Below are 13519 nucleotides of genomic sequence, written 5' to 3' on the forward strand. Positions count from 1 at the left end.
TAGGGGCGGGCGCGGCGCAGGAGCATCCCCGGTGCGGGGGGGGGGCTAGAGCTGACGCCGTCCCGCTCGCTCAGCGAATCGATCGACGGCATCGAGGATCTCGTTGCTGCGCCAGAAGGGTCCGAGCCGGTGCTCCGACTTCGCGGCGAGGATGCCGGCATCGGTCAGCGTCGCGAGCGGGGGGTACACATTGGGTACGCTCACGCCGAGCTCTGCGGCGGCGCTCGCGGCATCGAGAACAGGACGTCGCGCGACCACGTCGAGGAGCCGCCACGCGTTGCTGCTGCGCCGAACGGTCAGGCGATCATCCCACTCCGTACGGATGCTCGTGAGCTCGTCGACGAGGATGCGGGCATTGGCCACCGCGCGCAGTGCCGCGTTCGCGAAGGCCGTGACGAGCGGATCCAGATCGCCTTCCCGATAGGACGTGAGCGCCCGGTGGTACCCCTCGACATCCGCGAGCAGACCCGCGGAGACAGGCACGGCGACGTTGCGGGTCACTCCGCGATGACGGAGCAAGGACTGCGCGAGTGCCCTGCCGGTTCGGCCGTTGCCGTCGCTGAACGGGTGGATGGTCTCGAACTGGGCGTGGGCAACCGCGACGTGGGTGAGCGGCGGCAGGTCGAGCCTCCTCGAGAAGGCGACGAGGTCGTCGATGAGCTCGGGGACTCGGTGGTGGTCGGGTGCCACATACTCGGCACCGACGGGGCTGTCAGATCGGGTACCGATCCAGACCGGCTCATCCCGCCACTCACCGGGGGTGTGCCGGGACTGCCCCGACATCAGGGTGCGGTGCATCTCCAGGATCGACTCGGCGGAGATGTCGTCTGCGAGTGCGACCGCCGCCTGCATCGCTCGAGTGTTGCCGACGATCTCTTCGGCGTTGCGCCCGGTTCGCGCCCCGAGCTCCGCGCTGAAGATGGCGCGCGCGCTCGCGGTGAGGTTCTCGATCTGCGAGGACGATGCCGATTCGGAACGCAGCAGCACAGGGGCGAAGGCGGCCACGCGGTCGCCGAGTTCTGCGTCGAAACGGCCGAGCTCGTGGGCGGCCAGCTCAGCGAGCGCTGCCGTGTCCGGCTGGGCGCGAGGGCTCAGGCCTGCAATGAACGGGGGCACCGCTGCGTCGTAGTACCGCACGAAGTGCTCGTTGCGAGCGGCCGTCGCGCCCCAGCCGGGAGGCTCCAGCCACTCCAACTTCTCTGCGCCGATGCTCGGCCAGTCCATCGGCGCTCCTCCCGTTACTCATAATGATATCCGCAAAAATTATGAGTAACCGAGTTACTCATAATTTTCGAGCGAGCGATTATGAGTTCGCGAGAAGGAAGTCCACCGTCATGCCCTCGATGTCGGTGCCGTAGGTGAACGCGTGGTTCTCGTGCTCCAGGATGCGCAGCTCCCCGCCCTCGAACGCGCGCAGGTACCGCTCCGCGACCTGCACGGTGACGAGCTCGTCGGAGTCGCCCTGGAGGATAAGCACCGGCCCGTCGAACTGCTCCGCGGCCTGGTAGGCGGGCGAGTACACCCCGTACGGCGGTGCGGGTGCGAGCAGCACGAGCGCGGAGATGTTGTCGGGATGCTCGCCCGCGAACACCGAGGCGACGAGCCCGCCGAGCGAGTACCCCACGAGGCTGATGTCGGTCACGAAGTCGAGGCCGCGCGCGAAGTCGTAGATGACCTGCGTGTCCTCGAGCTCGACGGGCACCGCCGAGCGCATGTCGGCGACGTCGCCCCCGCTCGTGCCGTGCCCGGTGAAGTTGACGCGCAGCGACGCGATGCCGACGGCGGCGAGCTGCTCGGCCCCGCGCTTCAGGTGGGCGTCGTCGTTCCACCCGGTCCACCCGTGCATGAGGATGGCAAGCGGCACGCGCTCGCCCAGCTGGAGGGCCGGGACTTCGAGGATGCCCGTGAGTGTGACATCCCCGCTCTGCAGTTCCACGGCCTCGGTGCGCGCGGGCCCCCCGGGCAGGGGAGCGGAGCATCCCGCGAGCAGCACCGCACCCGCGAGCACGAGCACCAGCGCGCGCAGCCTCATGCTGCGACGGTAGCAGCGCTACCCGTAGTAGTCCGCGATGAGGGCGGCGATGCACAGCGCGGGCGAGAACAGGAACAGCAGGATGCCCGCGCGCAGCATCCACCGCACCCGACGGGTGGTGCGCACGTCGTCGTCGCCCCCGGGCAACGCGGCGAGCCCGAGGATCACGATCGCCACGAAACCGAGGATCGCGCCCGCCCAGAAGAAGCGTTCGGCGCGGTCGTCGATGACCCCCGCGAACCAGCCGGCCACGATGATCGCGCCGCAGAGGATCGACATGACGAGGGCGCAGCCGACGAAGGCGTGCGCGGCGGTGCGCTCGACGTGGCGGCGCAGGGATGCGGCATCCGGTCGCGTGCGATCGAGGTCCTCGTCGTGGGTGATGGCGCTCATCCCGACCCCCTCTCGAGTGCTGTCGAGACAGGTCTACTCCTCCCGCGTGCGCGTGGCGAAGGCCTTGATCGCGCGGAGCGGGAGGAGTACAAGCGGGTGCTTCTACCCCCGCATCGCCACCCCGCGCCGCCAGTACCCCATGAACGCGACCTGCGCGCGGTCGATGCCGAGGTCCTTGACGAGGTGGCGCCGGAGTGTCGTGACGACACCGCTCTCGCCGGCGATCCAGAAGTACCGGTCGGCGTGGTTCTCCGCCGCCCCGAGCTCCTCGCCGAGGGTCGACCAGACGGGGGTCTCCCACAGCGGGTCCGGGGTGTCGGCGTCGCTGATGCCCTCGACGGCGGGGGAGGCACCGAGGTAGTCGAGCACCGCCGGGACGAGGGCCTCGCCGTGCGCGCGGCCGGCGCGGGGCATCCAGTGCACCTGCACCCCAGCCGGCGCATCGATAGCGAGCGCATCGCCCTCCTTGGGCACCTCGATGAACGCGGCACCTGACACGTCGCGATCGACGTCTTCGAGGATGCGCGCGATCGCCGGCGCGGCCGTCTCGTCGCCGGCGAGCAGGATGCGGCGCGCATCCCCGGGGGCGTACTCGATGCCGCCCCACTCCCGACCGCGCCGCGGACCGAGGAGCAGTATCGCGTCGCCGACCTGGGCGCCGCTCGCCCACAGCGAGGCCGGACCGGTGAGACCCGGGGCGAGATGCAGCACGAAGTCGACGACGACGCTGCCGGTCGAGTACGACCGCACCGAGTAGGTGCGCATGGCACCGCGCTCTTCGTCGGGCAGCGCGAGCCACGACTGGTACCAGTCGGCGTCGGGGCTGAGCGCCGGCAGGGTGCCGGCCGCTCCGGGGAAGATGAGCTTGATGCGCTGGTCGAACAGGGGCTGTGCGCTGCCGAACTCGGCGAGCTCGTCGCCGCCGAACGTGATGCGCACGAAGCTCGACGAGAGCGGCTCGATCCGGGTCACGATCGCGCGCGCGAGGAGGAACGGCGACTCAGGCCTGGACATGGTGCCTCCCCCTCGGCAGGACGATCGGCGTGTCGGACAGGGGGTCGGGGATGACTCGGCTCTCGAGCCCGAATACCTCGCGCACGAGCTCCGCGGTGACGACCTCGACGGGCGCCCCGACCGCGTGAATGCGGCCGTCGCGCATGGCCACGAGCTGATCGGAGTACCGCGACGCGAGGTTCAGGTCGTGCAGCACCATCACGATCGTCGTGCCCCGTGACCGGTTGAGGTCGGTGAGCAGGTCGAGCACCTCGATCTGGTGGGCGACGTCGAGGAACGTCGTCGGCTCGTCGAGCAGCAGGATGTCGGTCTCCTGGGCGAGCGCCATCGCGATCCACGCCCGCTGGCGCTGCCCGCCGGAGAGCTCGTCGACGGCGCGGTCGGCGAGGTCGGCGATCCCGGTCGCCTCGAGGGCGGAGGCGACGGCCTCGTAGTCGTGGGAGGTCCAGGTCGCGAGCAGTCGCTGGTGGGGATGCCGCCCCCGGCCCACGAGGTCGGCGACGGCGATGCCCTCCGGAGCGACGGGGCCCTGCGGCAGGAGCCCGAGGGTGCGGGCGACCTGCTTGGGCGGCATCCGGTGGATGTCCGCCCCGTCGAGGAGCACGCGGCCGGAGCGGGTCGGGATGAGCCGCGCGAGCGCCTTGAGGAGCGTCGACTTGCCGCTGCCGTTCGCCCCGACGATCGCCGTGATCGCCCCGGGGGCGACGGCCAGGTCGAGTGAGTCGACGACGGTGCGGTCGCCGTAGCCGAGCGATACCGCCTCCGCGGCGAGGGTGTGATGGTCGGTCATGGCGTTCCTCCGGAGCGGTTCGACCTGATGAGCAGGAGCACGAGGTAGGGGGCGCCGATGACCCCCGTGATGACGCCGACCGGATAGCGGGTGCCGAGCGCGAACTGCCCGATGAGGTCGGCGACGAGCACGAGGAGCGCGCCGACGAGTCCGGCGGCGAGGAGCGGCGAGCCGCCCGCTCCGACGAGCCGGGCGGCGATGGGGCCGGCCATGAATGCGGCGAACGCGATCGGCCCGGTCGCGGCGGTCGCGAACGCCAGCAGGGCCACAGCGCCGAGGATGAGGGCGACGCGGGTCCAGCGCACCCGCACTCCGAGGGCGGCGGCCGTGTCATCCCCGAGCCGCAGCGCACCGAGGGAGCGGCCCTCGATAAGGAGGAGGGGCACGAGCACGGCCGTCGCGATGGCGAGCGGGGCGACGCGCTCCCACGTGGCGCCGTTGAGCGAGCCGGTGAGCCACTGCATCGCGGTCTGCAGATCCCACGCGGCGGCCTTCGATAGCACGTAGTTGACGACGCTCTGCAGCATCGCGGCGACCCCGATGCCGATGAGGATGAGGCGGGCGCCGGCGAACCCGCGGCGCAGCGCGAGCAGGTAGATCGCGGCGGCGGTTGCGAGCGCGGCGGCGAGGGCGAGGAACGACACCGCTGTCTCGCCGAGGCCGAGCACGACGATGCCGACGACGGCCGCGGCGCTCGCGCCAGTCGAGATGCCGATGATGTCCGGGGATGCGAGCGGGTTCCGCAGCAGCGTCTGGAACGTGGATCCCGCGATGCCGAAGGCGAACCCCGCAAGGAGGCCGAGGGATGCCCGGGGCAGGCGCAGCTCCCCGACCGTGAACGACGCTCCCGGCACCGGCTGGCCGAGGATCACCCGCACGACCTCGTCGAGCGGGTAGAAGGTGTTGCCGACCATCAGGGTGACCGCGAAGACGAGCAGGGCGGCGAGCGCGAGGCTGCCAGTGATGAGCGCGCGGCGGCGGCGACGTCGCATCCGGCCGGCCACGACCGCGTCGAGGGCGGCGACCGCGGGCGTGGCGTTCACAGCGCCCTCACCTTCTGCCGCCGCACGATCCAGATGAACACGGGCGCCCCGATGACCGCCGTCACGATGCCGACCTCGATCTCCTCGGGCCGCGCGACGACGCGGCCGAGAACGTCGGCGGCCACGAGCAGCCCGGCGCCGACGATCGCGGAGAAGGGCAGCAGCCACCGGTGGTCGGTGCCCACGAGGAGGCGGCACAGGTGCGGCACGACGAGCCCGACGAAGCCGATCGGACCGGCGATCGCCGTGGCCGCGCCGGCGAGCACAACCGCTCCCGCGGTGGCGACGAGCCGGGTGCGGAAGACGCGCTCGCCGAGTCCTGTCGCGACATCGTCGCCGAGCGCGAGCGAGTTCATCCCGCGCGCGGTCACGGCGCAGAGGAGCGCGCCCGCGACGAGGAAGGGGGCGACGATGCCGATGCGGTCCCACGTCGCACCGCCGACGCCGCCGACCTGCCAGAACCGGAACGTCTCCAGGATGTCGACCCGCGGAAGCAGGATCGCGCTCACGAGCGAGATGCACGCGGCCGTCGTTGCCGCCCCCGCGAGCGCGAGGGTGAGCGGCGTCGCGCCGCCCCGACCGAGTGAGCCGACCGTGTAGACGAAGACGGCGGCGGCCGCGGCGCCGAGGATGCCGAGCGCGATGTAGGCGTAGGGGTTCGCCAGCCCGAGGAACGCGATGCTCGAGACGACAGCGAGGGATGCCCCGGCGGAGACGCCGAAGATGCCCGGGTCGGCGAGCGGGTTGCGGGTCACCGCCTGGAGTCCCGCGCCCGAGAGCGCGAGCCCCGCGCCCACGACGATCGCGAGCACCGTGCGCGGCAGCCGCGCGACGACGGCCGCGGTCGAGACCGTGCTGACGTCACCGGAGAGCGCGGCGACGATGTCGCCGAGGCTGACGTCGCGAGCGCCGAACGCGATCGACGCGATGACGAGGAGCGCGAGCATCCCGAGCCCGGCCATCAGCCACGCCAGTCGCGCCACCGCCGGGCGCCGCAGCGAGGCGGCGTCCGGCGGGAGCAGGCTGGAGCGCGAGGTCACCCTACGAGAGCGCGCTCGCGAGGAGGGCGAAGTAGTCGTGGATGCCCCACCCGATCGACAGCGGCGACGGGTTCGCCGAGGCGGCGAGAGGAGTGGAGTTCTCGAGGACCGCGATCGAGCCGCTCGCGATCGCCGGGATCTGCGAGAGCAGCGGATCGGCCTGCAGCTGACCGACGATCGCGCCGTCGGCCTCGCCGTACGTCACGAAGACGTCGACGTCCGAGAAGCGGTCCGCTTCCTCGGAGCTGATGCTCACATAGAACTCGTCGGTCGTGGCGGACTCGTCGGCGACGACCTGCGGCGTCGGCAGGCCGATCGACTCGAGGAAGCCCGGTCGTGTGTCGTGGCTCGTGTAGAAGCCGATCTGGCTGAAGTCCGCGGGATCGATGTAGGAGAAGAGGATCTTCTTGCCGTCGAGTTCGGGGAAGTCGGCGAGTGCGGCATCCACCTGGGCGTGCAGGTCGTCAATGAGCGCGTCGCCCTCGGCAGAGAGCCCCAGGGCGGCGGAGTCGAGGCGGATCATGTCCTCGAGCGACGTGCCCCACGCGACATCCGGGTAGGCGACGACGGGGGCGATCTTAGAGAGGGTGTCGTACTCCTCCTGCGTGATACCGGAGTAGGCGGCGAGGATGACGTCGGGGTCGGTGTCGGCGACGGCCTCGAAGTCGATTCCGTCGGTCTCGTCGAAGAGCACGGGCGTCTCGGCGCCGAGCTCCTCGAGCTTGTCCTCCACCCACGGCAGCACGCCGTCGTTGTCGTCGTCGCCCCACGTCGCCTTGCTCATGCCGACGGGCACGATGCCGAGGGCGAGCGGCACCTCGTGGTTGGCCCACGCGACCGTGGCGACGCGCTCGGGCTTCGACTCGATGACCGTCTCGCCGTAGGCGTGCTCGATCGTCACCGGGAAGGTGCCGTCGCCGGTCGCGTCCGGCGCGGGGCCGGGGTCGGCGGGAGCGGCGCACGCCGCGAGGGAGAGGGCCAGGGCGGTGGCGGCGGCGAAGCCGACGACGCGCGAGCGTGCCAAGAGAGAGTCCTTCCGCAGGGGATGTCGCGCGATTGCGCTGGGAAGGTAAGCCTAACCTTAACTACTCGGGTCGCGTCAAACGAGGGTTGCGCTCAGCTACTGCCCGCGATCGGCCGCCAACTGCTCCCGCCAATCGCGGGGCAACCGGTCCGCCGGCCCCGGCACGGATTGCGATTCGGGATGCGCGTGCGGCGGTGCCAGCGTCGGACCGTCGGCCCAGTCATCCCGCTCGTAGTCCCAGAACCAGTCCTCGCCCGGCTCGAAGCTCTGGATGATCGGATGCCCGGTCGCCCGCCAGTGCGCCGTGGCGTGCTTGTTCAGCGAGTCGTCGCAGCACCCGATGTGACCGCACTGGGCGCATCGGCGCAAGTGGACCCACCACGACCCCGTCGAGTCGCACTCGACGCAGCCGGTACCGCTCGGAGGGACTGCGGGATCGATGCCGGTCGTCACGCTTCGAGGGTACTAGCCCTCGAGTAGCGCCCCGAAGCTCGTAGTCGAGGGCGGTTCCCGGTCGTCCGATTCGGTCGCGCGGGAGTTACTGCCGCGCGCGGGTGCTGCAACTCGGGCGGGCGGCCGCAGCTCCCGCGCTCGGGAAGACGAGAGCGCCGAGCGTTCGTCAGTCGGCGAGTCCGTGGGCGGCGCGCACGGCGGCGTTGGTGACGTGGCCGTCGCGCACGTTGAGCCCGCCCGCCAGGGCGGCGTCGGCGGCTGCCGCAGCATCCCAGCCCTTGTCGGCGAGCGCGAGGATGTAGGGGGTCGTCGCGTTGGTGAGCGCCCGGGTCGAGGTCACCGGAACCGCGCCCGGCATGTTCGCAACGCAGTAGTACACGGTGTCGTGCACCGCGAAGGTGGGGTTGTCGTGGGTGGTGGGGTGCGAGCCCTCGAAGCACCCGCCCTGGTCGATCGCGATGTCGACGAGCACCGAGCCGGGCTTCATCGTCGAGACCATCTCGTCGGTGACGAGCTTGGGCGCGGCGGCGCCCGGCACGAGCACCGAGCCGATCACGAGGTCGGCGTCCCTGACCGCGCCCGCGATCGCGTAGCGGCTCGAGACAAGGGTCTTGATGCGGCCGTCGAAGCGGCGCTCGAGGTCGCGCAGTCGGGGGAGGGACAGGTCGATCACGGTGACGTCGGCGCCGAGGCCGAGCGCATTGGCCGCCGCGTGCTCGCCCGCGACACCGCCGCCGATGACGACGACAGACGCCTTGTCGGTGCCCGCGACTCCGCCCAGCAGCGTTCCGCGTCCGCCCGCGGCGCTCATGAGGGATGCTGCACCCACGGTCACGGAGAGGCGACCGGCGACCTCGCTCATGGGGGAGAGCAGCGGCAGGCTGCGGTCGGGGAGCTGCACGGTCTCGTAGGCGACGGCGGTCGTGCCCGCGGCGACGAGTGCGTCGGTGAGGGGCCGGTCGGCGGCGAGGTGGAGATAGGTGAAGAGCACCTGGTCGGAGCGCAGGTAGCCGTACTCGGAGGCGATCGGCTCCTTCACCTTCACCAGCAAGTCCGCGGACCCCCAGACGTCGGCCGCCGAGTCGACGAGCGTGGCGCCCGCGGCGCGGTACTGCTCGTCGGGGATGTGGGAGCCGAGACCGGCACCGGACTGCACGAGCACGTCGTGCCCGCGCGCGACGAGCGCGTCGACTCCGGCCGGCGTCATGGCGACGCGGCGCTCGTTGTTCTTGACCTCACTGGGCACACCGACTCGCATGTCGCACTCCTCCTGACGGTTGTGGTCGAGAATTGCAGAAAATTCGCTGGACAGGAATGGCTTCGACGAATCTTCGGTCAGAAGTGCCAGAGCGCTAGGATGCTTCGAGAAAGCGGGAGGAACGTGGCGATGCAGTCGAACGGGATTCGGTCAGCCGACCTCGACGAGGTCGATCGGCGCCTCGTCGACCTCCTCTCCCGCGACGGACGGATGACGAACGCTGAACTGGCGGCCGCGGCCGGAGTCGCTCCCTCCACCGCTCACGTGCGGCTCAAGTCCCTCCTCGAGCGCGGCGTCGTCACGGGCATCCACGCGAGCGTCGACCACCGGATGCTCGGCCGGGGGCTGCACGCGATGATCGGTGTGACCCTCCGCCCCGGGTCGCGGCAGGAGAGCATCCGGGAGTTCGCGGAGGAGGTCCGGCGGCTGGAGCCGGTCATCCAGGTGTTCTTCCTCGGTGGCGCCGACGACTTCATGATCCACATCGGGGTCGCGGACAGCTCGGCGCTGCGGCAGTTCGTCGTCGAGCACCTGTCGGGTCAGCGCAGCGTCGCATCCACCCGCACGAGCATCATCTTCGACTACCACCGCAACGAGGTCGCGGCGTCGTTCCAGTAGCGGTGACCCGCCCCTACTGCTCGCACTTCGACAGGTCGGTCTCGGCGAGCGGCTTGCCCTCGGGGGTGATGTAGGTGACCCACAGCACGACGTCCTCGTCGCCCTCGTTGACTCCCTCGTGCACGTATTCGGCCCCCTCGACGATCGACTCGCCCGTGCGATACACGTGGACGCCCTCGGGGTAGATGTCGGCGTAGTGGGTGAGCTCGCCCTGCGCCACCACGGCGATGAGCTGTCCGTAGTGGCAGTGCAGCCCGGTGCCGGCCCCTGGCTCGATGGTGATCTCGCGGTAGTTCACCTGCGTGGGCCCGGGCACGCTCACGTCGACACCATCGGCGCGGTCGCCCTCCGCGATCTCCGCGACGGCGACGGGCGGGGCGGATGCCTCGGGGGTGGGGCTCGCAGTGTCGGTCGGGGTGGGAGCGCTCGAGCATCCCGCGAGCAGTCCGACGACGAGCAGGGCGGCGGCAAGGGGTCGCATGCGCCCACAGTACCGGGATGCGACCCGGCGGCAGACGGAAGCCCCGCGGCATGGGCTCCGCGGGGCTTCCAGTCGGGGACGGCTCGGGCGATTAGTCGAACATGCCCTCGAGGCCGAGGTCGATGCCGCTCGTGATGTCGTCCACGAGGCCGTCGACGTCGAGGTCGCCCGTGATGTCGCCGACGCTGCTGTCGACGATGTCGGAGACGTCGCTGTCGACGACGTCGGTCACCACGGTGGTGGTGTCGTTGCCCGAGAGCACCGGCGCGTTCACGTCGTTGCCGTTGGCGATGTCGCCGTTCAGCACACCGCCGTCGAGCACGCCGCCGTCGAGAACCGAGATGTCACCGATCTCCGGGGTGATGACGACGGGGATGTCGGTTGTCTGCTGCGAGGAATACGAGTACGAGTACCCCTTCGAGTAACCGTGGTCGTCGGCCGTCGCCGGCGCGGCGATTCCCACCACCACGAGTGCAGCGGCGGCTGCGGTCGCTCCGAATGCGGTCTTCGTGCTGATCGTGTTCATGGTTGAACTCCTCTTCACTTCGCGATCCGGGGATGTCCCGGTCGTGGGAGGGGTCCGGAGGGCGGCACCGCACGGTTTGGTCGAGCCACCCCCGTTCGGGGGCCAGAGCGGGACGAAACGCCGCGCTCACCAGGCTCTCTGGGAAAGCCCTGTCAGTGCCCGAGTGCCGCGTCGATCTCCGCGATCCGCGCCGCCACGAGGGCATCGAAGGCGGCGTCCGGGATGACCCGCTCCGCCGTGAACCGGATGCCGCCCTTCGTCGAGCCGAACCCCTCGACGAGGGGCAGCACGGTCGCCACGACCTCCGCGCTGAACGGGTAGACGGAGTAGCCCGCCTTCGTCGGCATCACGCTCACGAGCGGTCGACCGCGGTACCGCAGCGCGGGCATGCCGTAGCTCGTGCTGTCCTCGGCGGTGGGTGCGAGAGCCCGGGCGCGGTCGTACAGGCGCTCGAGCATCCCGCGATCCGACTCGTCGGCGGTCGCGATCTGCTCACTCGGGGGTACGGCTGATCTCACAAGTCCATCCTGCTCGCGAGCGGCTCACCCGACCAGGGGCCTTGGTCCTAGAACTCGGCGACCACGGGTCTGCCCTCGAGGTACGCGATCATCTGCAGCACGAGGAAGTTCCAATTCTGGAACCCCTTCGTCATGATCGGCTCGCCCGAGTCGGGGTGGTAGTACTCGTGGAGGCTGCCGGTGGCCTCGAGGTCCTGGCCGAACAGCCGCACGGTCTTCTCGGCGAGCTCGCGGGCATCCTCGACGAACCCGTACTTGGCGAGGCCGCGGAAGACGAGGTAGTTGCTGATGCCCCAGATCGGGCCGAGCCAGTTGGACGGGTTGTTCGACGCGCGCAGGTCGTACTGCTTCTCGAGCCTCGAGAGGGTCCGCACGCCGTACTGGGCGGAGAAGGTGCGCGTGTCGCGATAGCGCTCGACCATGCGCTCCGCCTGCTCCTGGGAGGCGAAGCCGGCCCACAGGGGCAGGAAGCTCGACCAGTTGTCGATGCGGTGGATGATCGACGACCAGTGCCGCGGGGCTCCCGCGTGCAGCCAGTCGTCCCCGTCGATGGGCCGCAGGTTGAGGTCGGCGGAGTAGAAGGTGCCGTCGCGCTCGTCCCACAGGTGCTCGTTCGCGGCATCCGCGAGGTCCTGGGCGCGGCCTCGCCACACGTTCGCCTCGCTCTTGCGACCGAACTCCTCGAGCAGGTAGCCGTAGGCGAGGAGCTCGCGGTAGAGCAGCGAGTTGAGGTAGACGGCGGCGCTCGACTTGTTCGGGCGGTAGTACACGGAGGGGTCGTTGTCGACGCCGACGGCGAAGTCGCTCTGCCAGTAGGCGAGTCCCGTTTCGGGGTGGATGTGGCTCTCGAGGTAGCGGGAGAGGAAGCGCTCGAGCGCGGGCAGGTGCGGCTCGATGAAGCTCGCGGTGCCCGCGCGCCGCGTGAGGTTCGCGGCCTGCTGGGCGATCACGGGCTTATGCATGTTCTCGCTGAAGCCGCCAGCGCGCGACGGGTCGCCGTGCAGCATGGGCCCGTCGGGCTTGAGCAGGATGGGCATGACGCCGTCGTCGTCGGTGTGCTCGAGGAAGTTGAGGATGACGCCTTCCTCGTACTTGCGGAAGCGCCCGGGCTGCTCGGTGTCGGCCTCGACCTGCCCGAGCGCCACGGTCGTGAACCACGAGTCCCAGTCCCACAGCGTCGACGAGTAGTAGGGCGAGTCGGGGCTCGACGGCACCGTGTACGGGTGGCGGAGGACACCCGAGGGCTCCCTCATCATCTGCTCGGCGTTCGTGTGGATGTAGTTCTCGAGCAGGCGCGTCCAGCGGTCCAGCATCGTTGCTCCTCGGCGCCCCACGGCATCGGCCCGCGGCTTTGTGGTCGGCGGCAACTATTTTGACACGTTTCAATGTCGACGCGCGACATAGGCTGGTCGCACCATGTCACAGCCCTTCGTCGTCTCCGACGAGGTCGCCGCCGCGCTCGCCGACAAGCGCCCCGTCGTCGCCCTCGAGTCCACCATCATCAGCCACGGCCTGCCCCGCCCGCGCAACCACGAGGCCGCGATCGAGTTCGAGCAGATCCTCCGCGAGCAGGATGTCACGCCCGCGACGATCGCGATCCTCGACGGGGTCCCGCGCATCGGCCTCGATGGGGAGGGCGTGCGCCGCATCGCCGAGGACGACCTCGCCAAGGCGAGCGTGCGTGACATCCCGATCCTCGCCGCGCGGGGCGCGAGCGCCGCCACCACCGTCGCCGCCACGAGCCACCTCGCCGCTCTCGCCGGCGTCCGTGTCTTCGCGACCGGCGGTCTCGGCGGCGTGCACAAGGGGGCGAGCGAGTCGTTCGACGAGTCCGCCGACATCGACACGATCGCCGTCACCCCCATCACCGTCGTGAGCGCCGGGGTCAAGTCGGTGCTCGACATCGCCGCGACCCTCGAGCGGCTCGAGACCCTCAGCATCCCCGTGCTCGGCTTCGGCACTCGGGTGTTCCCGAGCTTCTGGCTGCGCGAGTCGGCGTACACGCTCGACTGGTCGGTCGACTCCGCCGAGGAGGTCGCCGCAGTGATGAAGGCGCAGGACCAGCTCGGCCACGGCCAGGGCATCGTCGTCGCCAACCCGATACCCGCCGACCAGGCGTGGGAGCCCGAAGAGCACGACCGCGTGATCTCCGAGGCCTTCGAGCTCGCGGCCGCGGCGGGCGTCACCGGCAAGGCGGTGACCCCGTTCCTGCTCCTCAAGATCGTGGAGCTCTCCGGCGGTCGCAGCCTCGAGGTCAACCTCGACCTCGCGCGCAACAACGTGCGCGTCGCGGGACGCATCGCGACGGCCTGGAGCGCGATTGCCTGAG

Annotated in this window: 16 protein-coding genes; 2 read left to right on the forward strand and 14 right to left on the reverse strand. The window is 70.5% G+C overall.

Annotation, left to right across the window (positions count from 1 at the left end; genetic code table 11):
* Positions 1-45 precede the first annotated feature (45 nt).
* From Q5716_RS01135 to ald, 10 genes are all read right to left on the reverse strand, one after another.
* Complete coding sequence (locus Q5716_RS01135; protein WP_305001253.1) at positions 46-1224, reverse strand: Fic family protein; 1179 nt, start codon at positions 1222-1224, stop codon at positions 46-48.
* A gap of 79 nt (positions 1225-1303) precedes the next feature.
* Complete coding sequence (locus tag Q5716_RS01140; protein WP_305001254.1) at positions 1304-2032, reverse strand: alpha/beta hydrolase family protein; 729 nt, start codon at positions 2030-2032, stop codon at positions 1304-1306.
* An 18-nt stretch (positions 2033-2050) separates the two neighbouring features.
* Positions 2051-2425 (reverse strand): hypothetical protein, encoded by a 375-nt coding sequence (locus tag Q5716_RS01145; protein WP_305001255.1) that lies wholly within the window; start codon positions 2423-2425, stop codon positions 2051-2053.
* Positions 2426-2527: 102 nt separating this feature from the next.
* A complete protein-coding gene (locus Q5716_RS01150; protein ID WP_305001256.1) occupies positions 2528-3439 on the reverse strand; it encodes a siderophore-interacting protein in 912 nt (303 codons plus the stop codon).
* Positions 3426-4229: an ABC transporter ATP-binding protein gene (locus Q5716_RS01155; RefSeq protein ID WP_305001257.1), complete on the reverse strand. Its 804-nt coding sequence runs from the start codon at positions 4227-4229 to the stop codon at positions 3426-3428. The genes Q5716_RS01150 and Q5716_RS01155 overlap by 14 nt, the downstream gene beginning before the upstream one ends.
* Positions 4226-5221 carry a FecCD family ABC transporter permease gene (locus tag Q5716_RS01160; RefSeq protein WP_305002943.1) on the reverse strand — a complete coding sequence of 332 codons (996 nt, stop codon included), beginning with the start codon at positions 5219-5221 and terminating at the stop codon, positions 4226-4228. The genes Q5716_RS01155 and Q5716_RS01160 overlap by 4 nt, the downstream gene beginning before the upstream one ends.
* A gap of 47 nt (positions 5222-5268) precedes the next feature.
* Complete coding sequence (locus Q5716_RS01165; protein ID WP_434056598.1) at positions 5269-6234, reverse strand: FecCD family ABC transporter permease; 966 nt, start codon at positions 6232-6234, stop codon at positions 5269-5271.
* Between the two features lie 79 nt (positions 6235-6313).
* Entirely contained in the window at positions 6314-7336 is a 1023-nt protein-coding gene (locus Q5716_RS01170; protein WP_305001259.1) for an iron-siderophore ABC transporter substrate-binding protein, read from the reverse strand.
* 96 nt (positions 7337-7432) lie between these two features.
* Positions 7433-7789: a UBP-type zinc finger domain-containing protein gene (locus Q5716_RS01175; RefSeq protein WP_305001260.1), complete on the reverse strand. Its 357-nt coding sequence runs from the start codon at positions 7787-7789 to the stop codon at positions 7433-7435.
* 166 nt (positions 7790-7955) lie between these two features.
* Positions 7956-9047, reverse strand: coding sequence for an alanine dehydrogenase (gene ald, locus Q5716_RS01180; protein ID WP_305001261.1), 1092 nt, complete (start codon positions 9045-9047; stop codon positions 7956-7958).
* A 129-nt stretch (positions 9048-9176) separates the two neighbouring features.
* Between ald and Q5716_RS01185 the strand changes: the two genes are divergently transcribed.
* A complete protein-coding gene (locus Q5716_RS01185) occupies positions 9177-9665 on the forward strand; it encodes an Lrp/AsnC family transcriptional regulator (protein ID WP_305002944.1) in 489 nt (162 codons plus the stop codon).
* A 13-nt stretch (positions 9666-9678) separates the two neighbouring features.
* Here Q5716_RS01185 and Q5716_RS01190 read toward each other — a convergent pair whose 3' ends face one another.
* The 4 genes from Q5716_RS01190 to Q5716_RS01205 all read right to left on the reverse strand — a co-directional run bounded on the left by Q5716_RS01190 (position 9679) and on the right by Q5716_RS01205 (position 12503).
* On the reverse strand, positions 9679-10146 hold the full coding sequence (locus Q5716_RS01190) for a cupin domain-containing protein (protein WP_305001262.1): 468 nt from the start codon (positions 10144-10146) through the stop codon (positions 9679-9681).
* Between the two features lie 91 nt (positions 10147-10237).
* Positions 10238-10672: a hypothetical protein gene (locus tag Q5716_RS01195; protein ID WP_305001263.1), complete on the reverse strand. Its 435-nt coding sequence runs from the start codon at positions 10670-10672 to the stop codon at positions 10238-10240.
* A gap of 152 nt (positions 10673-10824) precedes the next feature.
* Entirely contained in the window at positions 10825-11190 is a 366-nt protein-coding gene (locus Q5716_RS01200) for an iron chaperone (protein WP_305001264.1), read from the reverse strand.
* Positions 11191-11237: 47 nt separating this feature from the next.
* On the reverse strand, positions 11238-12503 hold the full coding sequence (locus Q5716_RS01205; protein ID WP_305001265.1) for an amylo-alpha-1,6-glucosidase: 1266 nt from the start codon (positions 12501-12503) through the stop codon (positions 11238-11240).
* Between the two features lie 103 nt (positions 12504-12606).
* Between Q5716_RS01205 and Q5716_RS01210 the strand changes: the two genes are divergently transcribed.
* Entirely contained in the window at positions 12607-13518 is a 912-nt protein-coding gene (locus tag Q5716_RS01210; RefSeq protein WP_305001266.1) for a pseudouridine-5'-phosphate glycosidase, read from the forward strand.
* Position 13519 lies beyond the last annotated feature (1 nt).

It is taken from the genome of Antiquaquibacter soli, assembly GCF_030580675.1.
Lineage (GTDB): Bacteria > Actinomycetota > Actinomycetes > Actinomycetales > Microbacteriaceae > Rhodoglobus > Rhodoglobus soli.